We start from the raw sequence: 25,150 nt of genomic DNA, 5'->3' as shown, positions 1-25,150 counted from the left end.
GTTTTCCGTTTCCATGGCCGGCCGGGCTTCCCGCGCCGGCCATTTTTCTTGCGTTCGTCGGGAAAATTGCCAACCGGCTAACGCGCGCTGGCTTCGGAAACGCGGCGATACACTCCTTTTCGGCTCGGTTGCCGATTCGTTGCCGCATTCGCGGCGCGGGCGGCACGCAGGCATGCCGATGTCATTTGAACAGGAGCGCCGGCACAGGAGACGTGATACCGGCTCCTTCCCCAACCAAGGAGAGCATCATGCAAAAAAACAAGGTATTGAAAGGACTGCTCGCCGTATCGGCAGTAGCGGCCATGTTCGGCGCTTATGGCGTCCAGGCACAGACCACTTCTTCCACGCAGAGCGCCACCGAACTGCAAAAACAGCAGGGCCAGGGTGGCCAGAACCTGACCGGCAAGTCGGCCCGTGACGGCGCGGTCGACAACACCAACAGCCAGGGCATGGAAGACCGCAGCGGCCAGGTCGGTTCCAGTACCGCCGGCCAGACCGGCAGCGGCTCGACTTCCTCCGGTTCGTCCTCCGCCTCGCACGGCGCCGCCCATGGCCAGAGCGGCAGCGCCAGCGGCAGCGCCGGCATGAGCGGCAGCACCGGCACCGGCGCGGCCGGCATGTCGAGCCAGTCCTCGGGCGCTTCGGGCACGGCCGGCGCCACCGGCAGCGCGAACGTCAGCAAGGCCGATCGCAAGGGCATCATGGACATGGCGATGGTGAACATGGCCGAGATCGAAATGGGCAAGCTGGCGCAAAGCAAGAGCCAGAATCCGGAAGTGAAGACCTACGCCCAGCAGATGATCGACGACCACACCAAGGCCCTGCAGGAAGTGCAGACCGTGGCCCAGGCCAAGGGCGTGACCCTGCCGACCGAGCTCGACGCCAAGCACAAGGCCATGTCGGCCAAGCTGGAAAAGCTGAGCGGCGACGCCTTCGACCGCGAGTACATGAAGGTCGGGGGCGTGGCTTCGCACAAGGAAGCCCACAAGCTGCTGCAGAAGAACCAGAAGTCCGCCAAGGATGCCGAGGTCAAGGGCCTGGCGACCAAGATGCTGCCGACCGTCGAGCAGCACCTGAAGGCCGCGCAGCAGATGTCGACCGCGAAGTCGGGCACCAAGTCGGGCAAGTAAGCCGGCAACCAAGCAGGCAAGCAGGCGGGCGCAAGCTGCCTGCGCTTGTCATGGGCAAGCTGCCGCAAGGCGGCTTGCCCGGTTGTCGCGCGCGTAGTTTCTTATCCTTCGCTCATCCCTTGCTTGTCCCCGCTCATCCCTACCAATCCCCTCGATCACCCTCCTGGAGCACGGCCTGGCGTATACTTCCGGCCATGACGACCAATCGCTGCAGCTGGGCCAATCCGGCCAATCCCCGCTACCTCGACTACCACGATCACGAGTGGGGCACGCCCTGCCATGACGAGCGCCGCCTGTTCGAAATGCTCAACCTCGAAGGCGCCCAGGCCGGGCTGTCCTGGGAAACCATCCTCAACAAGCGCGACAGCTACCGTGCCGCCTTCGACGACTGGGACGCCGAGAAGATCGCCCGCTACGACGAGGCCAAGGTCGCCGAGTTGCTGGCCAACCCCGGCATCGTGCGCAACCGCCTGAAGGTGGCGGCGGCGATCGGCAACGCCCGGGCCTACCTGGCGCTGCGCGCCGGAGGCCAGACCCTGGACAGCTACCTGTGGGCCTGGGTCGACGGCAAGCCAATTGTCGGCGACTGGAGCGAGGGCACGCGGCCCAGCAAGACGGACCTGTCCGACCGCATCTCGAAGGACTTGTCGAAACGCGGTTTCAAGTTCGTCGGCTCGACCATCGTCTACGCCTACATGCAGGGCATTGGCATGGTCGACGACCACGCGCCGCATTGCTTCCGTCACGCGGGAGCGGCGTGACTCCGTTTCCGCCATCGATGTCCTGGCAGGGCCGCGAACGCTATACCGTGCTGTACACGCGCTACGGCGACGGCGCGCAAGTGCGCGCCCTGGTCGCGGCCTGGCGCGCCGACCCGCTGCGTCCCGCGCGCCTGCACATCGTCGCACTGGTGGAGGGCCTGCTGCCCGGCTTCCACCGCATCCCCCAACCGGACGATGGCGTCACGCTCGACCTGCTGTGCGCGCCGCTGGACGCCGCCCTGGCCCAGCTGGTGGCGCGCATCGATTGTGCGATCCTGGCCGGGGTGGAGGACTGCGGGACGGGATTTGCCCGCGCGCTGGCGCGCCTCGTCGCCGGCGATGCGCTCCTGCATGCCGAAGCGCTTACGGGCGAACAAGCCGCGGCGCTCGCCGCACAGGGCTTCGTGTTCGACGAGCCCGGGCGCAGCGCACGTTTCGCCAGCCGCAAGCCGCGCCAGCCCCTGACGCCGGTGCCGCCGCGCCGGGCGGTCGTGATCGGCGCGGGCCTGGCCGGGTGCGCCGCCGCGCACAAGCTGTGCGCACGCGGCTGGCAGGTGACCCTGGTCGAGCGCCATCCGCGCGCGGCGATGGAAGCCTCGGGCAACCTGGCCGGCATCTTCATGCCGCTGCTCTCAAAAGACGACAACATCCCGACCCGCCTGACGCGCGCGGCCTACCTGTACGCGCTGCGCTACTGGGACAGCATCGGCGGTATCGGGCGCGCGATCGAGGGCGCGGCCTGCGGCGTGATGCAGCTGGCGCGCGACGCGGAACACGCGCGGGTGTCGCGCACGATCGCCGCCGCCGGCGCCTATCCCCGCGCGTTCGCCGAGTGGCTGGAAGGACCGCAAGCGCAGGCCCTGCTCGGCCTGCCGGCGCCGGATGGGGCCTGGCTGTTCCGCCAGGGCGGCTGGGCGCGTCCCGGCAGCGTCTGCGCGGCCATGCTGGAGGCCTGCGGCGAGCGTCTGGTGCAGCGCTTCGATGCCGGCAGCGTGACGCTCGAACGCGCCGAGGATGAATGGCTGGTGCGTGGGAGCGATGGCAGCGTCGTCGCCCAGGCCCCGACCGTGGTGCTGGCCGGCGGCGCGGCATCCACCCGTTTCGAACAGGCGGCGCGCCTGCCGCTGGCGGCGCTGCGCGGCCAGGTGACCCACTTCGATGCAGCAACGCTGCCGGCGCTGCCCTTCGTGCTGTGCCGCGAAGCCTACCTGACCCCGGCCGCGAACGGCATCGCCTGTGCCGGCGCCACCTACGACCTCGACGCCGACCCCGAGCTGCGCCCGGCCAGCCAGCAGGAAAACATCGCGCGCCTGCAGGCCCTGGTGTCCGATCCCGCGGCTGGCGCCGGCGCGCCGCTGCAAGGCCGGGTGGGTTTTCGCTGCGTGGCGCCGGACCGTCTGCCGCTGGTGGGCGCGCTGCCCGACTTCGAGGCGGCAGGCAGTACCGAACGCCTGCGCGACGTGCCGCGTCATCCGGGCCTGTACGGCCTGCTCGGCTATGCCTCGCGCGGCCTGATCTGGGCGCCGCTGTGCGCCGAACTGCTGGCGGCAAAGCTGGAAAACGAGCCGCTGCCGCTGGAGGCGGCGCTGGTGGATGCCCTCGATCCGGCCCGCTTCGTGTTGCGCGCACGCCGCAGGAGCCGTGCTCCGCAGCTTCTGATGCCGGATTGAGCTCTGCCTGCTTGCGCGCAAGGCGGAGGCGCCGCCTTCTGTGCGTATAATTGGCGTGTGGCAACTTTTGCGCCGGAAGGAGGGCGCCGGCGCATGGACGACACCCAACACTCCCAGCAGCTCGCGCTATTCCTCGCCTCGACCGCGCACGACATGAAGAACTCGATCAGCGTGCTCTCGGGGACGCTCGAGGGGCTGCTCGACGCGGCGTCGCCGCAGGCGGAAAAGGCGTATCCGCAGATGGCGCAGATGCTGTACCAGACGCGCCGCCTGAACGACAACCTGATGCAACTGCTGGCCCTGTACAAGCAGGTCGGCCAGCCGGAATATCCCTTCGACGTGCAGCCGATCGCGGCCGCCGAGCTGGTGGAGCAGGTGACGGCGCTGAGCCGGGTGCTGCTGGAGGCGCGCGGCATCGTGCTGGACGTCGAGGTCGACCCCGAGCTCATCTGGCACCTCGACGAGGACCTGATCGTCGGCGTGGTCTCGCATGCCGTCAACAACGCGGTGCACTACACGCGCGACCGCATCCGCCTGGCGCTGCGCCAGGACGGTGACCTGCTCGAGATCCGCGTCGAGGACAATGGCGCCGGCTTTCCGCAATCCCTGCTCGAGGCCGGCGCCGCAGGCCTGAGCGGGGTGGCCAGCGGCGTCAATTTCCAGACCAACAGCGCCGGCCTCGGCCTGTATTTCGCGCGCGAAGTGGCAGGCATGCACCGCCACCGCGGCCGCGTCGGCAGCGTACATCTCGAGAACGGCGGCCGGCTCGGCGGCGGCTGCTTCGTGCTGACCCTGCCATGAACGCGCCGATGAATCAGCCTGTCGAGCGCAAGGCCGAGCAGCTCGACTGGGCCGGCAAGAACTACCTGGTCGTCGACGACTTCATCGGCGTGCGCCAGCTGCTGCGCGAAAGCCTGCGCAGCCTGGGCGCGCGCAACATCGACCAGGCGGCCAGCGGCGGCGAAGCGATCGCCCTGCTGGCCAAGCTCCGCTACGACGTGGTGCTGTGCGACTTCAACCTCGGCGACGGCAAGAACGGCCAGCAGGTGCTGGAAGAAGCGCGCGTGCGCAACCTGCTGCTGCCCTCGAGCGTGTGGATGATGGTGTCGGCCGAGAAGAGCGTCGAGTCGGTCATGGGTGCGGCCGAGCACCAGCCCGACGCCTACCTGGTCAAGCCGATCACCGAGGGCGTGCTGCTCACGCGCCTGAACCGCGCCTGGCACCGCAAGCAGGTGTTCCGCCCGGTCGACCAGGCCTATGCCGAGAAGGACTACCTGCGCGCCGCGCGCCTGTGCGACGAACAGATCGCGGCCAGCCGCGTGCACGAGATCGAGCTGCTGCGCATGAAGGCGCGCCTGATGGAGAAAAGCGGCGAGCCGGAACGGGCGCGTGAAGCCTACGAGCGCGTGCTGGCCCAGCGCGAATACCAGTGGGCGCGCGCCGGCCTGGCAAAGATCCGCATGGCCGATGGCGAACTGGATCAGGCCCGCCAGATGTTCCTCGGCGTGATCGCCGAGAACCGCTACTACATCGACGCCTACGACCAGCTGGCCCAGGTCTACCAGCAGATGGGCAAGCTCGAGGAGGCCTGTTCCATCCTCGAACGCGCCGCCAGGCTCTCGCCCAATTCCGTGCCGCGCCAGCGCAATCTCGGGAAGATCTGCCTGAAGCTGGGCAACGTGGGACTGGCCGAGAAGGCCTTCCGCAGATGCATCGCGGTCGGCGAGTATTCGGTACGCCGGACGCCGGACGCCTACCTCGGCCTGGCGCGCGTGTGCGGGCTGAAGAACGATCCGAAGGAAGCGCTGGCCTTGCTCGCGACGGCGCAGCGCGAGTTCGGCGCCGAGCATGCCGACATCGCCCTGCGCGCCAAGATCACCGAGGGCCTGGTCTACCACGAGAGCGGCGACTACCGCCTTGCGCGCAAGGCCGGCGACGAACTCGAGGCCCTGCTGGCTGCGCACCCCGAGCGGCCCGACGTGCCGACCTGCCTGGAGATGGCGACGCTGCTGTTCGCCGTCGGCGTCAAGGAAGCGCCGGTCGACCTGCTGTGCTACGTCACCCGCAACAACCACGACAACGCGGTGCTGCTCGAGGAGGTCCAGGCGATTTTTGAAAAGGCGCGCATGGACGAGGAGGGCGAAGAGCTGATCCGCGCGGCGAAGAAGCAGGCCGCGGACCTGATGAACCAGGGTGTGCTGCTCTGGAAGACCGGCAAGCTGGGCGAGGCGGTCAGGTGGATGCGCAGCGCGCGCGAAAAACTGCCGAACAACCAGCGCATCCTGTTCAACGCGGCTCAGGTGCTGCTGTCGCACATGCGCGAGAAGGGCTACGACGAAGCGCTCGCGGCCGAGGCGCATGAGGTGCTGGCCCACGTCGACCGCCTGCAGCCGGGGCAGCAGCGTTTTGCGCAGCTGATGGAGCAGCTGGCGGCGCTGGCGCCGAAGGTCGAAGAAGTGACCTCAGCGGCGGAGTCGCCGCCACCCGAGTCCGCGGCTTGACCCGTAGGGTGGGCGCGGCCGGCGTAGGCACTCTGTGCCCAGGCGGTACGTGCGTTTGCGTTCCCGGGTAGTCGTGGCATCAAACCGATCGGCAACTACGGAACCGTGAATGGGGCATCCCCGGAACCGTTGTAATGTGCGCATTGTGTCAATCGTCGCCGCGCAAACAATGTGCCGCGTTCCGCGTGGGCACGGGGTGCCCACCCTACGGATCTACCTGAACGCATCGCGCCCGCAGCCGCACACGCCTTGCGTGCCGCATCCGCAGGCCGGCCTTGCCGGCACGATCGGCGCGGGCGCCAGCCCATGCTCGCGCAGCAGATGCGCGCACAGCTTCGCCACGTCATGTCCGCCATCGGCCCGCCGCGATGCCGCTGCAGCGCTGCTGAGCGCCGACTTGACGATGTGGTAGCCCAGCGCCCGGTAACTCTCGAACTGGGCCTCGTCGAACCACTGGTCGGCCGTGCTCTGGTGCGGGTAGTCGGGATGGGCCTTGCGGTAGTTGAGCACGTCCGCGTTTTCCGAGCCGACGATGGCCGGCTTGATGTACAGGAGCGTGCCGTCGGCGCCGTCCGGGTCCACGTGGCTGTAGCGCACCGCGCCCACCGCGCAGCTGCCGCCGCACAGGCCGGTTCCCGCCTTCAGGTCCATCTTCGACACGTCCAGGTCGATGCTCACGTGCAGGTCGGTGGCGCACTTGCGGATCGCGTTGCCCAGGTCCTCGAAAGCCATCTCGCGGTCGCTGGCCACGTCCACCGCGACGATCAGGCGGCAGCGCCGCCGCACCAGTTCATAAATACCGAGGTTCTCGAAATGCCCGCCGTCGGACAGGTAGACGTAGTTGGCGTCGGCGTTGGTCATGCCGAACAGCTCGGAAATCAGGCTGAACAGGCCGATGCCGGGCGAGGAGTGGGTCCAGGTCGCCTTGCGTGGGTTGGGGCACCAGCGCCCCAGGCGCACGTTGAACATCGTCATCAGGAAGTTCAGGGGCGGCGACGAATGCGTGCCCATGTTGGGGCTGGCCGCCGCGCCCGACAGCGCCACCGCCATGCCCAGGCGCACGGTGGCGTCGATGTCGGAGGCGCCGGCCTTGGAGGCATATTCGCGCGTCGGCCGGTAGGCGCCGCGCTGGGCGTCGCGCAGGCCCTGGTTCGGCCCCTGGGCCGGCATCAGCGGCATCTCGAAGCCGCAAAAGCGCGGCGTGAACACGAAGGAGGCGGCTTTTCTCGTCTGCCAGGCCAGCTCTTCGCCGCTGACCAGGTTCAGCGCCGTGTTGACGATGTGGTAGGGGCGCTGGTTGGCCATGTCGGCCAGCTGCGGGTCGTCGTCCGGATCGAAGCCGGTGAAGGGATGGGGCTTGCGCATGCGGCTGCTGGCGCCGAAATAGGCGCGCACCAGGCGGTTCCGGTACAGCATGTAGAGCGAGAACTTGTTGATGTCGACGCGCCAGCCGAGCAGCAGGGCCGCGCCCAGGAAGAAGCCGAAGGCGATCAGGAGCGTGCTGCCGCTGGCCGCCAGCGTGGCGTTCGCATGCGCGGCGTAGATGCAGGGCAGCGAGATCGGTTTCGGGCAGCGCTGGTCGGGCATGGCGACACTGGCCTGGACCAGGCTGGACAACAGCGCGAACACGCCGACGGTGAAGAAATAGGGCGCCAGGCGCGCCACCAGCTCGCGCTTGGCGCAGTTGCCCGCCGGGGAACCGGTAGCGCTGCCGCTGCCGGCCTTCAGGCCCAGCCAGGTCATCACCAGCCAGCCGATCGCGGTGCCGGCGTTGGCGAGCGGGTCGAAGGTGAGCCAGGCCCAGTGCAGCAGCGGCGCCCCGAAGAAGGCCACGCCGAACATCGCCACCCAGACCAGCGAGAAGATCGAGGACCAGGCGCCCTGGCGGCTCCACCACTCGCGGCTGGCGTCGCTGTAGAGCGAGCCGATCAGGCCGATCATCAGCGTCATCGTCACCGAGAACAGCGTCATCATCAAGGGCATGCCGAAGCTCGCCAGCGCGATCGCATTGTTCAGGATCCGGTGCTGCTGGGGATTCGGCAGCAGCGACAGGCCGGCCAGCAGCAGCAGGGTGCCCACGGCCAGCGCGCCGATGGCGCAGGCGAAGTGGATGAAGCCTTCCTGCAGTTCGGCGCGCGAGACATCGGGGATGCAGCGGCCGCGCCCGAGCCGCCGTTCCAGCGCCAGCGCGCCGGCGCCGACCAGGAGCGCCGCCATCATCGCCGGGATCAGGGGCCAGGCCAGCAGCTGCGCCCACTTCAAGGGCATCAGGTGGGCCACGGTGTCCGGCGCGAAGGCCAGCGCCGCCTTGAGCGACAGCGCCAGCACCGCCGCGGCGCCGGCGCCGCAGACGACGTAGCCCACGTTCCGGTAGGGGCTGGTGCGGTCGTGCGCCAGGTACCAGCCGCTGGCCCAGACGATGTAGTAGACCAGGCCCGGCACCAGCAGCCAGGCCAGGCCCCAGCCCTCGAAACGCGCCGGCAGGCCGTGTTCCCAGAGCGCCGGCACCACGCCGCCGTGGCGCCACAGTCCGATGCTGACCAGGAAGCCCGCCGCCAGCAGCGGCAGGTTGATGCAGACCAGGACCGCTCCCTGCTCGAGCGGGAAGCGGCGCAGGCCGCGCGAGCTTTCCGGCTTGCTTGAAATGCTCAATGCGATGCAGAAAACGGCGCCCAGGAACAGGGTGACGCCCAGCAGCCAGGCGGCGTCGGACCAGGCGGCCCAAGGGCCGCCCGGCTTGACGATGCGGTGCACGCCCCAGACCGCGAAGCGCGGCAGGATCAGGAGGGCGCACAGCCAGGCCACCAGCATCGCCAGGTTCAGGCAGGTATTGCGCACGTAGGTGCCGATCAGGGTCCAGGTATCGGCGCTGAAGGTCCCGCTTCTCGGCGTCAGGTAGTTGCTGTACTGGCGCAGGAACTGGATCTCCACCGGCTCCGAGGGTACGGCCTGGCCGCTGGCGCCGGGCGTGAGCAGGGCCTCGACCGCGCGCACGTCGCCCTGGCGCTCGCGGATGCACTTCGAGAGCCAGCCGCCGATGAAGCCGCCGCCCGATACCGTCGACAAATAATCGAAGTCGCGCAGCAGGCGCAGTTCGGCCAGCGCCTGCAGGGCGCCCAGGTTGAAGGTGGCGCTGCGTACGCCGCCGCCGGACAGCGCCAGTCCGGCCAGCGCCGCCCCGTGAGAACGCTGCAGCAGTTCGGCGGAGCAGGCCGGCATGAGTTGCTTCGGATCGCCGTCCGGGCGCGGGCGCAGCAGGTCGAGCTCGTTCTGGAAGACTTCGCTGAACACGCTGCCGCTGACGGCATCGAGGCGGCGCCAGGTCGCCTCGTCGAGCGGGCCGCTCGTCGCGATGCCCTGCTGCTTGCGGAAGGCGGCGATCGCGTCGTCCAGTTCCGCGAGCGTAGCGGCATGGGGTGGCACGGTGCAGCCGGCGCTCTCGAGCTTGCGCCGCAGGTCGGCCACTTGCGCGGCCGTCAGATGGGAGAAATCGACAGTGGACATGGCCAGCCCCTACGAAAAACATGCGGGCCGGAAACGTCAGCAGCGTCGAAAGTCAAGCGCCCCAGCCATGCTTCAAGTTCAGCACGGCTGGGGCGCGTGTGATGCCCGTCAAATCAAAGGAAGGGCTGGCGGCGGCGCGGTATTGCTGCAAGCATTAGCTTTTATCGGCTTTCGTGCGATTCTGGCGCGGCCCGCCCATGTCGGTCGGCTCCTTGGCGGGCTGCTCCTTGGGCGGCTTGGCCTCGGGATTGGCGCCGCCGTCGGCCGGCATGGTGCTGGCCACGGCCTGGCGGAACTGTTCCTGCAGCAAATTCCACCATGCGACGGCGGCCGGCATGGGCCCATCGGGTGCCGCCGCAGGATCGGCGCCGGCGCCCGGCATGCTGGTGCCCGCTTCCTGGGTGCCGTTGGGCGAGAAGAAAGCGGAGAAGGGCGGGACCGAGGCCGTCTGGTCGCCCTGCTTGCCCATGGCCTGGACCATGCTGTCGCTCATCGACTTGAGCGCCGCGATGGTGCCGCGCTGCACTTCGAGCGCCTGGATCGAGGTGCGCAGCATCGACAGGTTGAGGTTGAGCCAGTTTTCGACCGCCTTCAGGTCGGTGATCCGCTTGTCGAGATCGTCCGTGGACAGCCCGGTCATCCCGGCCGAACCCAGGCCGGGCATCCCGCCCATGCCGGCGCCGGGCACATTCATGCTGCCCCACAGGTTCTTCACGAACTCGAGCGTATCCGTCATGCCAGGCATATTCTGCGAGGGAGGTTTGAGCATGGTGGTCTCCGTTGGTTGTGGCTGTAGCGTAGCAGATAAATAACTGTGGTTCAAAGGCTGGCCGCAAGCTGCTGGGCGGCAAGCAGGGGCGTGGAAGGTTACACTAGGGTCATGGGTATCGTTTCCTACATTTCCATACGGCGCCGCGCGCTGCTGCTGGGCACACTCGTGGTGCTGCTGCATGCGCTGCTGTTCGCCTGGATGGGAGGCTATGCCGGTTTGCCGCGCAGCGTCACCCCCACCGGCGCAATGGAAATGGTCCAGACCCGCCTGCTGCGCGAGCCCGTCCCGGCGCCGCCGCCCGAGGTGCCGCCGGCGCCGCTCCCGAAGCCCTTGCCGCCACCGCCGCTGCCCGCGCTTCCCGAGCTGCCGATCGAGGCCGGGCCGGTGTTGGCCGACGACGCCATCGGCCCGCCGGTCGCGCCAGGCGAAGGTGGTGTCGGCGAAGGCAAGCCGGCAGCGGGCGCGCCGGCGGCGCCGGCGCCGGCGGTCGCGGCGCTCGAGCCCGCGCCGCCCGAACCGGCGCCCGCCGCGCCGCCGCCACCGGAACCGCGCCGCTACAAGGTCGACATGCCGCCGCCGGCCGCGATCACGATGGACGTCGCGCGCACGGATGCGGACGGCACCCAGTGGAGCGGCGAAGCGCAGCTGGCCTGGCGCTATGGCGAGGACACTTACCACATCAGTTTCGAAGCCGGCATCCGGGTCGTGTTCACGCGCGTCAACCTGGCGGTGCTGAATAGCGAAGGGGCGGTCGCGGCCACCGGCTTCGCGCCCGTGAAGATGACGGAAAAGCGCCGCGGCCGCGCCATGACCGCCACCCACTTCGACTGGAGCGCCAACAGGATCACGTTCTCGGCCTCGCAGAAATCCTATCCCTTGACGCCGGGCGCGCAGGACAAGGCCAGTGTTCCGCTGCAACTGGCCGCCATCGCGCGCGGCGATGTTGGACAATTGACGGGCGATATAGACATCCAGGTCGGCGAAGACCGCGACGCCGCCGTCTTCCGCTTCATCGTCGTGGGCCAGGAAGAGATCGACACCAAGCTCGGCCGGCTGCAGACCTGGCACCTGTCGCGTCCGCCAAAAGAAGGCTCCTACCGTTCGCGCCTGGACATCTGGCTGGCGCCGGCGCGTGGCTGGTATCCGGTGCAGATTCGCAATACGGAGGCCAACGGTGCAGTCACCACGCAAACCGTGAATAATATAGCCTTCACCGATACAGGAAAATGATAATGCGAAGCAATCTATTGATGCGCTATGCCACCGCAGCCGGCGCTGGCCTGCTGGCCTTGAGCCTGAACGCGACGGCCGCCGCCCCGGCCGCGCCCGTGAAGCGCACGGTCGAACTGCCGCCGTCGGCCGACCTGGCTTATGAACTGAACGCCCAGCAGCGCGGCATCGGCCTGAAGGGCGACGCCCTGATCACCTGGCGCGCTGGCGACGGCAAGTACGACGTCAATGTCGAGGCGCGCGTGGCCCTGCTGGGCAAGCTGAACGAATACCGCAGCCAGGGTGTCGTCGATGCCTACGGCCTGGCCCCCGACACTTTTACCGAGAAGCGCTATCGCAAGGACGCCACCACTACCAACTTCAATCGCGAGGCCAAAACGATCGTGTTTACCGAAGCGAAACAGCCGTATGCGATGAAGGGTGGCGAGCAGGACCGCGCCTCGGTCACCTGGCAACTGGCCGCGGTCGCGCGCGCCGCCGGCGAGGCGAAGTTCAAGCCGGGCAGCGAATGGACGTTCGTCGTGGCCGGGCGCCGTGACGCCGAGCCCTGGACCTTCAGGGTCGTCAAGCAGGAAAAGATCCGCACCGCCATGGGCGAACTGGACACCGTCCACGTGAAACGCGAGCCGCGCGACAGCCGCGGCGACAACGTCGAGATCTGGCTGGCGCCGTCCCAGGAGTGGTATCCGGTGAAACTGCGCTTCGAGGACGAGCGCGACACGATCGAGCAGACGGTCACGCGCATTACGCGCAAATAATTACGCAGCAATGAAGACGCAGCATTAAAAAGCCGATGCCTGGGCGGACATCGGCTCTTCACTCGGCGGCTTGCCGATCAGAACGCGCCCCTCGCAGAGCCTCCATATGAAAATCTCATAAAAGAAGGCGTCTAATAAGCTTTACTTCTGGTCTGTGCCGCGGTGCCGGGGCGCCGTGCGAATGTGTCGTTTGTACAAAACCGGCCGACCTGTGGCGGAATATTGCTGCCGATTAAGCAGCCTGAACTGTTATACTGGCGCCCCCCGCGGACACTTCGACTTGCCTGCTCAGGCAGTGCGGTCCGCTTGCAGACTGGTATCCCAACGATGATCGACACACAGGCGGCCTCCGCCGCGGAACCCCATGGCACTGCGCAGGACGAGCTGGATCCGCTCCAGGCGCATTTCCATTCCGGCATCGCGCCGGACGAAATCGAGCAGGTGTTTCACCTCAAGAAGGCGCAGCCCATGCTGTCCGCCTTCTCGGCGCTGTTCCACGGCAGCCAGGACGGCGTGCTGGTGCGCCTGCTGGTGCTGCGGGAGCTGGCCGCCGACACCGCCAGCTCGGCCTTTTCACGTGCCGACATCAACCAGAAGCTCGCCTACCTGATCCCGGAAAGCCTGGAGACAGTGCTGAACCGCCTGCGCACCCATGGCCTCTTGGCCTGGGATGCGCCGAACGGCGTGTACCGCATCACGCCGCTGGCCCGCAACGTCCTGTCCGCGCTCGACACCCTGCTGGCGCTGGGCAAGCCCGAGGACGACGAGGCCGAGATGGGCTTCCTGCTGTCGCAGGTGGCCGGCGCCCAGGCCGTGGGCGGGGTCACGGTCGAGCAATTGAAGCATTTGCTGGGCCGCCTGGTCGAGCTGACCGAGGAGTTCCGCGACGCCATCGCTTCCGGTTCCGAATTCAAGCTGCGCAATTCCCAGGCGAAGTGGCACATGGCCTGCGACTGGGTCGAGAAGGGCTCCGTGATCCTGCGCGCCATCACGTCCGACGAACGCGCCGATTCCGCGACCCACAAGGCGGCGCAGGCGATCGGCAGGGCACAAAGCGCCTTGCTCAACATGCAAGGCATGTTTTCTCGTGCGCTGAACCAGATCGAGCGCCAGCGCGTGCACCTGGGCCAGTCCGGCCTGTCGACCACCGACGTGAAGCGCTGGCTGCTGGCGCACGAGGACCTGGCGAGTCTCGCCGAAGGCGCGATCGACCGCCCGGTGGTGCCGCTGTTCGGCACGCCGGCCGAGATGATCGACGTGGCCGAGACCGAGCTGCTGGCCGAGCGCGTGGTGACCGTCGGCCAGAAGGGCCTGCCGAGCGGCCAGGACGCGCCGCTGACCATCAACGACAACCCGGCGATGCAGGCGGAGCTCGACGACTGGATCACCAAGCTGGCCGACTTCGCCAACCTCGGCAACTTCCCCGAGTTTTCCGAGACCGGCCCCAAGAAGGTCGAGCTGCACGAGTCGCTGCTGCCGGCCTCGTTCGCCGTCGCCTCCTACCGCGCCTCGCTGCTGCCGCTGCTGGGCGACGCCGCCGAAGCCAGCCTGCAAGGCGCCACCGCGGAACTGGCGCGCCTGCCGATCAAGTTCGAGGCGAAGGACGAGATGGTCCAGCTCGACGATCCGGAAGTGGCCGCCATGTCCTTTGCAACCCTCTCACTAGACCTAGATCTCGAAAGCGGCACGCCGAATGAATGACGACGCACAAATCCTGATTGCCCGCCTGCTCACGCACCAGACGCTGCGCCGCGACGACAAGATGGTCAAGCGCGCGCTGTCGGACGAGACCTTCCGCGCCGAAGTCGACAAGCGCCTGCTGGAATCGGGCCTCAAGCTCCTCGACAACGTGTACGCCGACCATGTGACGATCGCCCTGCACCGCAACGTCGAGCCGAAGATCTTCGGCGCCAAGGACATCTGGCAGAACAATAACTTCGGCCTGACGCGCGACGGCGTGGCCCTGCTGGTGGTGCTGTGGGCCCAGATTATCCTGCCCAAGCGCGAGCGCCAGGAAACCCACACCACGATCGTGGACGACCAGACCGACATGTTCGACAAGGACGCGCCGATCCCGCGCGCCGAGGACACCTCGATCGGCATCTCCTACACCGCGCTGCTGTCGGACTTCGGCGACAAGCTGGGCAAGAAGACGCGCATGGACATGAACCTGGGCGTGCTGTCGAAACTCGGCTTCATCGAGCGCCGCGGCGACGTGATCCTGGAAGGCCCCTTGCTCGACCTGATGATGGACACCGACCTGCTGAAGGAGCGCATCATCAACGGCGCCCTGTCGGACGTGTTCAAGCGCGCCCCGCTGGCCGCGGTACGCCGCACCGCGGCCGACGCCGCCAACGACGCCGAGCTCGATGCCGAGCCTCTCGATAATCCAAGCTGAGCGAACTGAGACACCATGTTCCACATTAAATCACTCGAACTGGTCCACTGGGATTACTGGCAGCGGATCAAGAACATCCCGCTCGACGCCAAGATCATCACCATCGCCGGCCAGAACGGCTCCGGCAAGACCACGCTGCTCGACGCGCTGCGCACCCTGTTCGGCCTCGACTGCTCGATGGGCCGCACCTACAAGCACTATGCGCGCCACTCGGGCCAGCAAAGCGCCTGGCTGCGCGCCGTGGTCGACAACAAGCCGGTCGGGCGCCAGCTCTCGAACCGTCCTTTCCGCCACTCGGGCTTCTTCAGCGACGACGAAGTGACCCTGTTCTGCCAGGTGCAGAAGAACGGCGGCGACTGGAAGCGCCAGTACCTGATGCGCCCCGGTAACGTCGACATCGAGGAAGTGACCGAAGCCACCGACTGGCTGGGCGTGGAAAACTACCGGAAGCGCCTGGCCTCGGCCGGCCTGTCGCCGGCCATGTCGAAGGTGCTGGCCCTGGAGCAGGGCGAGACCGACAAATTGTGCGAATACGCGCCACGCCAGCTGCTCGACCTGGTGTTCCAGGTCTTCGGCGACAAGGAAGTGCTGGACGCCTACGACGAAGCCAAGCGCCACCAGCGCGACACCGAGACCGAACTGAAGCGCTTCGAGGCGGAACTTGAAACCTCGCGCATCAACCTCGAGGGCCTGCGCCTGCGCGTGGCCAACTACCACCAGTGGGAAGACCTGCACAAGGAAAAGCGCGAGCTGCGCGAAGAAGTGCTGCCCAGCCTGGAATACCACGAGGCGCGCGAAAAAGCGGCGAACATGAGCCGCCACCTGCGCGAGCAGCGCAAACCCATGCAGCAGGCGGACAGCCAGCTGGCCGAGAAGCGCCAGGCCCTGGCCGCCCAGCAGCGCGCGCTGACCGAAGCCCAGCAGCAGGAAACCCAGCTGGAGAAGGAAGGCACGGAACTGGCGGGCCGCTTGACGGCCATCAACCAGAAACTGAAACCCCTGGAAAACCTGCTCGAGCAGAAGGAGCGCCTGCAGAAGCTGGCGGCGGACGCCGGCGCCGACATCGCCGAAGTGGCGAGCCAGCTCGAAGAGAAGGAAGCCGAACTGGCGCGCCAGAAGGCCGCGCGCGAGGCGGTATCGAGCAGGATCGCCATCGAGATGCAGACCATCTCGGCCCTGCAGGGCAAGAGCGCGATGCCGGAGCCGGAAGCCCAGCGCCAGATGCGCCGCGCGCTGCGTGACGAGGGTATCCCGCACGCCATGCTGTCGGACATCGTCGAAGTGACGGACCCGAAATGGCAAGGCGCGGTCGAGGGTGTCCTGGGCGGCTACGCTTCGGTGGTGCTGCTCGAGCGCGCCAAGGATGCGCCGGCGGCCTACCGCCTGGCGGAAAAGGAACGTTATCGCCACTTCATCGTCCCGGACTGCATCGAAGCACCAAAAATGAAGGACGACAGCCTGCTGTCGGTGGTGCACTTCTCGGCCCCGGCCCCAAGTTGGCTGATCGACCAGCTGGCGCGCATCGACCGCGTCGACTCGGTCGATGCCGGCTTCAAGTCGGGCGCGGACGAGTGGATCACGCCGGACGCCTACCACCGCGAACGCCGCGGCGGCCGCTCGCTCTACGTCGAGCCTGCGCGCTACCGTTTCGGCGCGGCGGGCAAGACCCAGCGCCTGGAAGCGATCCAGAAGGCGCTGCCTGGCCTGGAAGCGAAGGAAGACGCGCTCACGCTCACCATCAGCAAGCTGGCCTCGGAAGTCGGTGCGCTGAAGGCGCGCATCGCCGGCGTGGACGCGGCCAAGGAACTGGCGGCGCGCCAGGCCGAGTTCGAGGAAGCACTGCGCAGCATTGCGCCGCTGAAGGCCGAGCGCCTGGAAGTCGGCGCGCGCCTGGGCGAACTGCAAACGCTCACCAAGAACGCGACGGTCGCGCGCACCCGCGCCGACACCGTGTGGCAAAACGCGCGCATGGCGCTGTCGGAAGCCGAAGCGGGCCTGCGCCTGAACCACCGCCGCCAGATCGAGCAGCGCGCCGAGCACGCCAAGGCCCTGCTGGAGATGCGCCGCGGCTGGCGCAGCATCCCGGCGGCCTGGAAGAACCCGGCGCGCCGGGCGGCCCTGGTGTCCCAGCACCAGAACGCGCACCAGGTCAACCTGCGTCTCGGTTCGCTGGAACACGCGCTCTCGCGTAACGACTGGGAACAGGATGCCACCGTCATCGACCAGTACGCACGCCTGAACGAGCAGCTCGCCGGCCGCCAGAGCGAGACCGAGGAGCGCCGCTACCAGAACAACCGCGCGATCGAGGCCACGGCCAACGCGCGCGGCGCCTACATCGAGCGCCTGCGCTACACGATCAAGACCTACTCGAAGAACATCAAGGAGCTGGGCGAACTGGCCGGCATCGACGTGCAGGCCGACCCGGTGCGCCTGGAGAACGACGACGTGCAGCTGGCGCAAGCGGGCCTGCACGTGCGCTTCAAGTTCGACGGCAAGGACCAGATCGGCATGAACGACGGCGAAGCCTCGGGCGGCCAGCAGGTGATGAAGTCGCTGGTGCTCTTGATCGGCCTCTTGAAGTCGGAAGAGGGCTCGGGCGGCTTCGTGTTCATCGACGAACCCTTCGCGCACCTGGACATCCGCAACATCCAGCTGGTTGGCGAGTTCCTCAAGAACACCGACGCCCAGTACCTGATGACGACGCCGCTGACCCACAACACCGACGTCTACGACCCTTCGGAACTGACGCTCATCACGAGCAAGAAGAAGAAGGACACGCAGTGGGCGCAGCCGATCTTCGTGCTGCAGAGAAGGAAGGAAGAGGCGAAAGCCGCGTAAAAGAGAAGGGGCCCGCTGGGCCCCTTGTTCATTGTGGATGATGGACGTGTTTCGTGAACGCCCTTGAATCGGCTGGAGCGTCGCTCCGGTTTCGACCGGAATTCCGTTCCGTCTGCTCATCCTTACGCGTGGGCACGGAGTGCCCACCCTACGGTCAACGTTCCAGTGCTAACGGCAGATCGGTCGCGACACGTAGAGTGGGCACCTGTGCCCACGCGGTGCGGAGCGTGCCGACACGCACCCGGAGCGAATAATTACGTGCGTCCGCAAACCCGCGGCCGTGCAGAAAAGCGGTCCGGTGCCGTCAATACACCGAAGCTCAACCCTGCTCGATCGCCCGCCGCAGCTTGCGCCGCCACAGCAGCAGCCCGACCGAAAACGCCAGGAAGTAGCCGCCGGTCAGCCCCACGCACAGCATGCTCAGCGGGCTGTCGGTGAAGCGCGGCGCGGTGGCGCCCGAGCCCTGCAGCGTGTACAGCTCGACGCCGATGTAGAGCACGCGCGCGACCAGGATCATGGCCATCACGATCCCGAGCCGCATCGGCGGGGTGAAGAAGTAGCCTTCCTGGGTGTCCTCGTACTTCGTACGGCGCAGGCCGAAGTGCCCCCAGAACACGCCGAGCGCCGTGCCCGCGGCCAGTGCGCCCAGTTCCATCGGCCGCGCCAGCACTTCCGACAGCGACACCAGGATCATCGCCCCGAACACCAGGATGCCGGTGTAGTGGCGCGACATGATCGAACGCTGGCGCGCCATCTGCGCCTTCAGGCGCGCGTAGATGCGCCACACCAGGATGGGAGTCAGGAGCAGCAGGGCGAGGGTGGTGATGTTCATCGTGGTCGAAAGCGGTGGAAGCGAAGCCGGCATTGTAAACGAGCACCTGTCGGTCCGGCGGACGGGGCGCCGCCATCCGGGCGTCGGCCTGCGTACACCCATGCTAAGGTGTTAACTCCCATGAACCAGGAGACCCCGAACATGATTCCAGTTACGCCAATGCCGGTACGTTTCCACCGCGCCCCGGACCCGGTGCCGATCGAGGAACCGCTGCCCGAGCCTTTCGACGCACCGCACCCGCACCATACCCCGATCCACACGCCACAGAGCGAGGACCCGGTTCCCGATCCGAAGCCGAGCCTGCACTAGGCAGACCCGGCGCGCCTGATACAAGATTTAGCGCCACGCCCTGGGCGTGGCGGCAGGTTCCTAGTCGAAGGCCCACGCATACAGCACGTCAAGCGCCGTATTCGTGCCGGTCTGGAACTGCAGCGTCCAGCGCGGGTTCAGCTTGTAGCGCAGGCGCACCAGGCTCGAGGCCGTGGTCGCGCCTTGCTCGAAGCTGAGATAGGCGCGCGAGGAAATGCGCTTGCCGACCGTGACCACCGTGTTCGCCAGGCCCTCGGCGTCGCCGTTGCGGCCCTGGGCCAGGCCGAGTTCGTCCACGCCGAGCGAATTGGCCAGCTTGGTCGTGATGCCGCCGGTGCCGCCCTTTCCGCCGAGCAGGGCGCCAGCGGCCGCCGTCAGCACGTCCTTCTCGTTGCCGGTCGTGCCTTCCATGCCGTGGCCCAGCACCAGCCACGAGAGCTTCTCGCTGTCCGGCACCGAAGGCGTCGACACCAGGCGCGCCTGCGGCGACTGGGCCGTGCCGCGCACCTGGACGCCCGCCTCGACATTGGTTTCGCTCAGCTGCGTGCCTTCGGGCTGCTTGCGCACCGCCAGCACGTCGAGCGCCGGATTGTCGTAGCGGCCGCTGAAGGTCAGCACGCCGCGGTCGATGGTCAGTTTCTGGCCGTAGGCCGCATAGGTGCCGCTGACGACGCGGATGGTGCCGTTCACCCGCGGGTCGCCGCTGCCGACCATGCGCACGCGGGCGCTGCCGGCCAGGTAGGCGTCGATGCCCAGGCCACGCAGGTGGAAGTCGTCGCCCAGGTCGGCGGCCAGGTTGATCGACAGCGGCACTTCCGCTTCCTTCTTCTGCGGCGGGGCAGGCGTACCACGTCCCAGCACGATCACGTCCTCGGACATGGTCGGCCGGCCTTGCGGCGCGAATTCGATCAGGGCGCGGTCGGCCCTGAAGCGGCCGTCGAGCGTGAAGCGCTCGGCGTCGCGCACCAGGTTGGCTTCGCCGGAGACGACCACAGTGCGGTCAGGACGCGACAGCGCCTCGAGCTTGTTCGCCACCAGGCGCAGCTGCATGGCGCCGTCGGCGCCGAAGCGCACCGAGCCGTCGGCCGTGGCGTTGCCCTGTACACCTTCCAGATACAGGCGCTGCAGCAGCAGGCGGTCACCCGCCAGTTGCGCGCGCAGCTGGCCGTTACGCAGGCGTACACCTTGTTCCGGCCAGCGCACGGCGAGGGCGTCGCCGTTGACGGTGCCGCTCAGCGAAGGCGTGCCGATGGTGCCGCCACCGGTCAGCGCCAGCTTCAGGCTGCCGTCGAGCTCGAGGTCGCGCTGCCCGGCCAGCGGCGCCAGCCAGGCGATCGAGGCCATGTCGGCGTTCGCCGTCATGCGCAGCGGGCTGTCCTGGTCGACGCGCCCGCCGAGCATCTGGACCGTGCCGTCGACGCGGGCGCTGCCGGTGCGGGCGCCGTCCAGCGCGAGCTGGGTGCGCAGCGAGCTGCCCTGCACGTCGGCGCGCAGGTCGAACGTGCGTAGGCCCAGGGCCACAGGCACGTCGGCGCCGACGATGGCGTCGCCGCCCTCGCGGAACACGTGCACGCCGCCGGCCAGGGCCGGCGCGCCGCCGGTGCCGCTGGCGGTGCGCAGGTCGAGCGTCCAGTCGGCGCCCAGGGTCAGGTTGCCCTGGACGTTCTCGCGCAGGGCCGGCGAGAACTGGGCCAGGTAGTTCAGCGGCACGCCGGCCGCCGCGCCGCGGCTGCTCCAGCGCGGGCCGGTCTTGGTGAGCGAGGCGATGTTCACGGTGCCCGAGGGCAGGCGGATTACCGCGCCGTTGAAGGCGAGCGTCTCGGGTCTCGCCAGGCCCATCACGCCGGCGCCCGGCGCCACGCCGATGCGCAGGGGCACCGGCTGGGCCAGCGTCATCGCGTAGCGGCCCTTGTTCTGCAGGGTCGCCAGCGTGCCGTCCCAGGTGTTGGCCTTCCAGCCGCCGCGCACCTCGACCAGGGCGTCGAAGGCGTCGCCACGGGCGGCGGCGCGCAGCGTGTGGGCCGCGCGCGTGCCGTTCGTCTGCAGGCTGGCGGCGGCGATGCGGGTCTCGCCGCTGGCGAAGTCCACGATCTGGATGTCGCTGACCAGGGGATCGGCGCCGCCGCGGCCGGAGCCGAGGTTGGCGCTGGCGCGCAGCGAACGCAGCGTGTGGGCGCCGAGGACCTTCAGGTTCTGGCCTTCCAGCGCGGCGCTCAGCGAAGGCGTGTCCATGGTGCCGGTGAGCTTGCCGTTGCCGCGCAGGGCGCCGCCGAAGTCGGGGCCGAGGGCGGCGAGCTGGGTGGCGTCGATGCGCCAGTCGAGCACGTCGCGGCCCGCGCCGAAGCTGCCGTTGGCCGCGATGACGTTCGGGCCCACGTGCAGGTCGACGTCGGTGTTCGAGATGTGGCGGCGGTCCGCGTTCAGGCGCGCATGGCCCCAGAACGGCGACTTCGCCAGCGTCGAATCCGTGACATTCAGGTCGAGCGCGCCGCGCCAGTCGGCGCCCGAGCGGCCGCTGGCGGCAAAGGCGCCGTTGATGCTGCCGGGGAGGGGGCTGCCGAAGGCGGCCGGGTTGAAGCGCGCCATGTTGCCGTTCGCCTTGACCTCGACGAAACGCGCTTCCTTGCCGCCCGCGAGCCAGGCTTCACCGTTCACGTGGAGGTTGCTGGTGTTGGCCTTGCGCTGCGCCGCGACCCAGCCCAGGCCGTTGGCGTCGAGCGCGAAGGTGGTGCGCGGCGCGTCCATGCTGCCGGTGACGACGCCGCTGGCAAGCACTGCGCCGTAGAGGTCGCGGCGCAGGGCGGCGAGCTGGCGGCCGTCGACGCGCCAGTTCAGCTTCTCGCCGGGCGCCCCGAAGGCGCCGCGCAGGTCGACGCTGTTCTGGCCCAGGGCCAGGGTGGCGTCGACGCCGCTCACGTGTTTCGCGTCGGCCGCCAGCTTGCCGCGTCCGGACAGGGGCTGGTCGAACAGGCGGCTCGGGCGCAGCGCGAAGTCGGCGTTGACCTTCCACGCGGGCGCCAGCACGCCGGTGGCGTTGATGTTGGCGTTGATGTCGGCCTGCGGATAGTCGCCCAGCGCGGCCGGGTTGAAGCGGCTGGCGTTGGCGTTGAGCTTGAAGGCCTTGTCCTCGGCGAGGTTCATGTTGCCGCTGAGAGCGATGCTGCCGCTGCCGGCCGACAGCCGTGCCTCCGTCAGGTCGAGCACGTTGTTCGCGAGTTTTGCGCGCGCCGCCAGGCGCAGGCCGGCGTCCACGAGCTTCAGGTCCAGGGTCTGGGTGGTGCCGACGTTGGCCACCGCGATATCGCCGGCGATTTTGGTCGGCTTCATGCTGCCGTGGATCTGCCTCAGGTCGAGGCGGTCGGTGTGCAGGGCGAACTTCGCGGTGCCCAGGCCTTCCTCGTCCTCGCCGCGCTGCACGCTGCCGCTGCCGGTAAAGTTCCCGGCTGCGCCGAGGTCGACCAGCACGTCGCTCAGCTGCATGGCGTCCAGGTTGCCGCCGAGCTGGCCGCGCATTGCGCGCAGCGGCAGGCGCTGCTGGTCGATGGTGCCGGCCGGGCCGTCGTTGACGAGGTTGACGCTGCCGGAGATGTTGCGCTTCTCGTCCAGGCGCGCCGCGATCGCCAGCGTCATGTCGGCGGTCGGCAGCGAGGGATCGAAGAAGCCCGGATCGATGTTGCGCGCGTTCAGGTTCATGCTGCGCAGCGGGATCTCGGCGAACGGGGACAGCGCGATGCGCGCTTCGCCGCCGGCGCGCCCGGCATTGCCGGTGGCGTCCAGGGTGGTCAGGTTCAGGTCGCCGCCGGCATGCAGTTTCAGTTGCGCCGGGGTGCCGGCCGAGCCCACCGGGGTGCCGGAGAGGCTGGCGTTGGCGTCGAGCTTGAACGGACGCGTCGCGCCGATGCTGCCGCCCGCGGCGAGCTGGCCCCAGGGCGTGCTGGCCGCCGCGTCGCGCAACTGCCACTGCACCTTGTCGCCGTGCAGGCGCAGGCGGATATTCGTGATCTCGGTGGCGGCGCCCTTGCTCACAAAGGTGGCTTTGGCCAGGCGCGCATCGTCGAGCGAGATCGGGAAGGGCGACGCGAGCGAGGCCGGCATCTTGCTCGGCTCCTCGCTCTCGCGCAGGGTTTCCATGCGCAAATCGGCCGCGTGCAGCTTGCTGACCTCGATGCCGCTGGAGAGCAACTGCCGCGGCGACCAGTCGAGGTCGATGTTCGTCGCGACGATCAGTTGCTCGTCGGTGCGCCAGACCATGCGGTCGATGTGCATCGCGCCGTAGAGCGAGCCGCGGATGCCGGTCAGGGTGAGCTTGCCGCCGGTGGCGCGGGCGGCGCGTTCGGCGATCATCTGCAGCGTGGTTTCGCGGCCCAGGTACCAGAGCGCGCCGCCGATCACGACGCCGGTTGCGACCAGGCCGATGGCGACCCGGCGCGGCCAGCGCCGCACCTTCGGCGGCTTGGCCGGGGTCTGTGGAGTGGGGTTGTTGTCGGCGTCCATCAGAACGTGAATCCAAGTGAAAAGTGCAGGCGCGCCTTCTTGACCGCATGGCCATAGGCGACGTCGACATTGATTGGGCCGACCGGGCTGCGCCAGCGCGCGCCGATGCCGTAGCCCGATTTCGGGTGCAGGTCGCCGAACTTGTCGCCGGCATTGCCGGCGTCGTAGAACACGGCCACGCCCCAGGGCGGACGGAACCAGTACTGGTATTCGGCGCCGGCGGTGAGCAGGTAGCGCCCGCCGACGATGGCTTCGCCTTCGCGCACGCCGAGCTGCTGGTAGCCGTAGCCGCGCACCGACTGGTCGCCGCCGGCGCGGAACAGGAAGCTGCTCGGCACGCCGTCCTTGTCCTTCGAGAACACGCCGCCGAGTTCGCCGCGCAGGATCAGGGTCCCGCTCTCGCCGACCGGGCGGTAATACACGCCGCGGGTATAGGCGCGGATGAATTTCTCGTCGGTGAAGAGCGGCAACGGCGCCACGCCCACCTGCCAGTTCAGCGCATAGCCGCGGGTCGGCAGGATCAGGTTGTCGAGCTTGCGGCGGGTGACGCTGTAGGTGAGCGGAATGCTCTTGCTGTAGGTATTCTCGAGGCCGGCGACTTCGCGTTTCTCGGCCAGCACCTCGAGCGTGAGGCTGCGCTCCAGCTCCGGCGTGCCCCAGGCGCGGCGTGCGGACACGCTGGCGGTGGTGGTGACCTCGCCGCGCACGTCCTCGCGCTCGATGCCGCCGCCGACGCTGTCGTTGTAGCCGTTGGTCGTGGTCGGCCAATAAAAATCGGCGCGGGCGCTCTGGCGCTTCTGTTCGTAGATGAGGTCGCTCTTCATGCGCTTGCCGAACACGTTCAGGTCGTCGTAGCTCAGCTGGGCGCGGCCGCCGGTATTGGTCGAGAAGCCGAGGCCGACCTCGACGTTCTTCTGCTTGTTCTCGGTGACGCGCACCAGTACCGGCAGCACGGTCGGGCCGGGCGTTGGCGGTTTCACGCCGGTGGCGGCCTGGCCCGGGACGGTGGGAGTATTGGCCAAGGGCGGTGTCGCTCCGTCAGCTTGTGCTGCCGGAGCGACATCGTCGTTGTCTTCCTTCATTTCCTTCAGCTCGGCGGCGAGCACGGCGCGCATGTCGGCGCTCACTTCCACCGTCGAGAAGTAGCCGGTTTCCTGCAGGCGCGACTGCAGCGCCTGCAGCGCCGCCTCGCTGTATTCGTCGCCCGGCTTGATCTTGTTCAGGTTGGTGATGACGCTTGGCGGATAGCGCTTCAGGCCGCGGATGCGCAGCTCGCCGAAGCGCATCTCGGGACCGCTGTCGATCACCACGCGCAGCGAGGCCCGGCGCGTGTCGGGATCGACCGTGGCGCTGGTCTCGACCAGCTGGGCGCGCGGGAAGCGCGACTGCATCACCTGGCGCAGCAGGTCGCGCTTGGCGGCTTCCCAGTCGGCCTGGCGGAAACGCGCGCCGACCGGCAGCGACCAGCGGTTGCGCAGGGCTGCCGCATCATACGGTGCGCCGCCTTCCTCGAAAGGCACGAAGCCCTGCAGCACCAGGTCGACGTCGGCGACGACGGTCGGCTCGCCCGGCTCGACGATGATGCGGGCGACCGGCGTGCCGCCGCTGGTGTCGAGCCCGGCCGAGATCTTGGGCGAGTAATAGCCTTCGGTGGCGATCAGGGTCCTTGCCTGTTCCGGCGCATCGCGCACCAGGCGCTGCAGTTGCTCGAGGTCGACCCGCGAATTGCCGCGCCAGCGCAGCAGGTCGAGGTTCTCTTCGAGCAGGTCGTCGAGTTGTCCGGGTGCATCGATGCGCACGTTGTAGTTGATGCCCTGGGCGAGCGCGGCCTGGGCGCCCAGTACGGCATACACGGACAGCACGATTTGTGCCAAAATCCGCAATCGCCCTGGCGCCGCGATGGTCCGGTCGGATGTTGCGAGAGTCATGTCTCTCCATTCAGTGTCAATGCTG

The 25,150-nt window shown here is 68.3% G+C and carries 16 protein-coding genes; 11 read left to right on the top strand and 5 right to left on the bottom strand.

Features of this window, described 5'->3' with window-relative positions; all coding sequences use genetic code 11:
* Nucleotides 1–248: 248 nt before the first annotated feature.
* The 5 genes from ACSUZJ_RS22505 to ACSUZJ_RS22485 all read left to right on the top strand — a co-directional run bounded on the left by ACSUZJ_RS22505 (nucleotide 249) and on the right by ACSUZJ_RS22485 (nucleotide 6,062).
* Entirely contained in the window at nucleotides 249–1,130 is an 882-nt protein-coding gene (locus tag ACSUZJ_RS22505) for a DUF4142 domain-containing protein (protein WP_499411848.1), read from the top strand.
* 194 nt (nucleotides 1,131–1,324) lie between these two features.
* Entirely contained in the window at nucleotides 1,325–1,891 is a 567-nt protein-coding gene (locus ACSUZJ_RS22500; protein ID WP_499411846.1) for a DNA-3-methyladenine glycosylase I, read from the top strand.
* On the top strand, nucleotides 1,888–3,561 hold the full coding sequence (gene mnmC1, locus ACSUZJ_RS22495) for an FAD-dependent 5-carboxymethylaminomethyl-2-thiouridine(34) oxidoreductase MnmC1 (protein WP_499411844.1): 1,674 nt from the start codon (nucleotides 1,888–1,890) through the stop codon (nucleotides 3,559–3,561). Before ACSUZJ_RS22500 ends, mnmC1 begins: the two co-directional genes overlap by 4 nt.
* A 93-nt stretch (nucleotides 3,562–3,654) precedes the next feature.
* Complete coding sequence (locus ACSUZJ_RS22490) at nucleotides 3,655–4,362, top strand: sensor histidine kinase (protein WP_499411843.1); 708 nt, start codon at nucleotides 3,655–3,657, stop codon at nucleotides 4,360–4,362.
* A gap of 8 nt (nucleotides 4,363–4,370) precedes the next feature.
* Nucleotides 4,371–6,062: a response regulator gene (locus tag ACSUZJ_RS22485; protein WP_499411841.1), complete on the top strand. Its 1,692-nt coding sequence runs from the start codon at nucleotides 4,371–4,373 to the stop codon at nucleotides 6,060–6,062.
* 213 nt (nucleotides 6,063–6,275) lie between these two features.
* Here ACSUZJ_RS22485 and ACSUZJ_RS22480 read toward each other — a convergent pair whose 3' ends face one another.
* Nucleotides 6,276–9,566 (bottom strand): patatin-like phospholipase family protein, encoded by a 3,291-nt coding sequence (locus tag ACSUZJ_RS22480; protein ID WP_499411840.1) that lies wholly within the window; start codon nucleotides 9,564–9,566, stop codon nucleotides 6,276–6,278.
* A gap of 154 nt (nucleotides 9,567–9,720) precedes the next feature.
* Nucleotides 9,721–10,335 (bottom strand): PhaM family polyhydroxyalkanoate granule multifunctional regulatory protein, encoded by a 615-nt coding sequence (locus ACSUZJ_RS22475; protein ID WP_499411839.1) that lies wholly within the window; start codon nucleotides 10,333–10,335, stop codon nucleotides 9,721–9,723.
* 111 nt (nucleotides 10,336–10,446) lie between these two features.
* Here ACSUZJ_RS22475 and ACSUZJ_RS22470 point away from each other — a divergent pair, with 111 nt between their 5' ends.
* The 5 genes from ACSUZJ_RS22470 to ACSUZJ_RS22450 all read left to right on the top strand — a co-directional run bounded on the left by ACSUZJ_RS22470 (nucleotide 10,447) and on the right by ACSUZJ_RS22450 (nucleotide 17,562).
* Nucleotides 10,447–11,568, top strand: a complete 1,122-nt coding sequence (locus ACSUZJ_RS22470) for a DUF3108 domain-containing protein (protein ID WP_499411837.1) — start codon at nucleotides 10,447–10,449, stop codon at nucleotides 11,566–11,568.
* A gap of 2 nt (nucleotides 11,569–11,570) precedes the next feature.
* A complete protein-coding gene (locus tag ACSUZJ_RS22465) occupies nucleotides 11,571–12,326 on the top strand; it encodes a DUF3108 domain-containing protein (RefSeq protein WP_499411836.1) in 756 nt (251 codons plus the stop codon).
* Between the two features lie 327 nt (nucleotides 12,327–12,653).
* Entirely contained in the window at nucleotides 12,654–14,027 is a 1,374-nt protein-coding gene (locus ACSUZJ_RS22460; protein WP_499411835.1) for a hypothetical protein, read from the top strand.
* The gene (locus ACSUZJ_RS22455) at nucleotides 14,020–14,724 is read left to right on the top strand and encodes a hypothetical protein (RefSeq protein WP_499411834.1); all 705 of its coding nucleotides are present in this window, start codon (nucleotides 14,020–14,022) and stop codon (nucleotides 14,722–14,724) included. The genes ACSUZJ_RS22460 and ACSUZJ_RS22455 overlap by 8 nt, the downstream gene beginning before the upstream one ends.
* A gap of 15 nt (nucleotides 14,725–14,739) precedes the next feature.
* A complete protein-coding gene (locus tag ACSUZJ_RS22450) occupies nucleotides 14,740–17,562 on the top strand; it encodes an ATP-binding protein (protein ID WP_499411833.1) in 2,823 nt (940 codons plus the stop codon).
* Between the two features lie 319 nt (nucleotides 17,563–17,881).
* Here the strand turns inward: ACSUZJ_RS22450 and ACSUZJ_RS22445 are convergent, their stop codons facing one another.
* Entirely contained in the window at nucleotides 17,882–18,394 is a 513-nt protein-coding gene (locus ACSUZJ_RS22445) for a CcdC protein domain-containing protein (protein ID WP_499411831.1), read from the bottom strand.
* A 141-nt stretch (nucleotides 18,395–18,535) separates the two neighbouring features.
* Between ACSUZJ_RS22445 and ACSUZJ_RS22440 the strand changes: the two genes are divergently transcribed.
* Nucleotides 18,536–18,703, top strand: a complete 168-nt coding sequence (locus ACSUZJ_RS22440) for a hypothetical protein (RefSeq protein WP_499411829.1) — start codon at nucleotides 18,536–18,538, stop codon at nucleotides 18,701–18,703.
* 60 nt (nucleotides 18,704–18,763) lie between these two features.
* Here the strand turns inward: ACSUZJ_RS22440 and ACSUZJ_RS22435 are convergent, their stop codons facing one another.
* Nucleotides 18,764–23,197, bottom strand: a complete 4,434-nt coding sequence (locus tag ACSUZJ_RS22435; protein ID WP_499411827.1) for a translocation/assembly module TamB domain-containing protein — start codon at nucleotides 23,195–23,197, stop codon at nucleotides 18,764–18,766.
* On the bottom strand, nucleotides 23,197–25,125 hold the full coding sequence (locus ACSUZJ_RS22430) for an autotransporter assembly complex protein TamA (RefSeq protein ID WP_499411826.1): 1,929 nt from the start codon (nucleotides 25,123–25,125) through the stop codon (nucleotides 23,197–23,199). The genes ACSUZJ_RS22435 and ACSUZJ_RS22430 overlap by 1 nt, the downstream gene beginning before the upstream one ends.
* Between the last annotated feature and the right edge of the window lie 25 nt (nucleotides 25,126–25,150).

Origin of the sequence: Telluria sp. B2, assembly GCF_051789535.1 — a bacterium.
Taxonomy (GTDB): domain Bacteria; phylum Pseudomonadota; class Gammaproteobacteria; order Burkholderiales; family Burkholderiaceae_D; genus Telluria.
This window is presented reverse-complemented; position numbering and strand designations above follow the sequence as displayed.

Bases quoted from the DNA above. Each gene is read 5' to 3' on its own strand.
- ACSUZJ_RS22445 (WP_499411831.1), bottom strand. From the start codon at position 18,394: ATGAACATCACCACCCTCGCCCTGCTGCTCCTGACTCCCATCCTGGTG.
- ACSUZJ_RS22460 (WP_499411835.1), top strand. From the start codon at position 12,654: ATGATCGACACACAGGCGGCCTCCGCCGCGGAACCCCATGGCACTGCG.
- ACSUZJ_RS22475 (WP_499411839.1), bottom strand. From the start codon at position 10,335: ATGCTCAAACCTCCCTCGCAGAATATGCCTGGCATGACGGATACGCTC.
- ACSUZJ_RS22500 (WP_499411846.1), top strand. From the start codon at position 1,325: ATGACGACCAATCGCTGCAGCTGGGCCAATCCGGCCAATCCCCGCTAC.
- ACSUZJ_RS22455 (WP_499411834.1), top strand. From the start codon at position 14,020: ATGAATGACGACGCACAAATCCTGATTGCCCGCCTGCTCACGCACCAG.
- ACSUZJ_RS22440 (WP_499411829.1), top strand. From the start codon at position 18,536: ATGATTCCAGTTACGCCAATGCCGGTACGTTTCCACCGCGCCCCGGAC.
- ACSUZJ_RS22505 (WP_499411848.1), top strand. From the start codon at position 249: ATGCAAAAAAACAAGGTATTGAAAGGACTGCTCGCCGTATCGGCAGTA.
- ACSUZJ_RS22480 (WP_499411840.1), bottom strand. From the start codon at position 9,566: ATGTCCACTGTCGATTTCTCCCATCTGACGGCCGCGCAAGTGGCCGAC.
- ACSUZJ_RS22435 (WP_499411827.1), bottom strand. From the start codon at position 23,197: ATGGACGCCGACAACAACCCCACTCCACAGACCCCGGCCAAGCCGCCG.
- ACSUZJ_RS22430 (WP_499411826.1), bottom strand. From the start codon at position 25,125: ATGACTCTCGCAACATCCGACCGGACCATCGCGGCGCCAGGGCGATTG.
- ACSUZJ_RS22485 (WP_499411841.1), top strand. From the start codon at position 4,371: ATGAATCAGCCTGTCGAGCGCAAGGCCGAGCAGCTCGACTGGGCCGGC.
- ACSUZJ_RS22465 (WP_499411836.1), top strand. From the start codon at position 11,571: ATGCGAAGCAATCTATTGATGCGCTATGCCACCGCAGCCGGCGCTGGC.
- ACSUZJ_RS22490 (WP_499411843.1), top strand. From the start codon at position 3,655: ATGGACGACACCCAACACTCCCAGCAGCTCGCGCTATTCCTCGCCTCG.
- ACSUZJ_RS22450 (WP_499411833.1), top strand. From the start codon at position 14,740: ATGTTCCACATTAAATCACTCGAACTGGTCCACTGGGATTACTGGCAG.
- ACSUZJ_RS22470 (WP_499411837.1), top strand. From the start codon at position 10,447: ATGGGTATCGTTTCCTACATTTCCATACGGCGCCGCGCGCTGCTGCTG.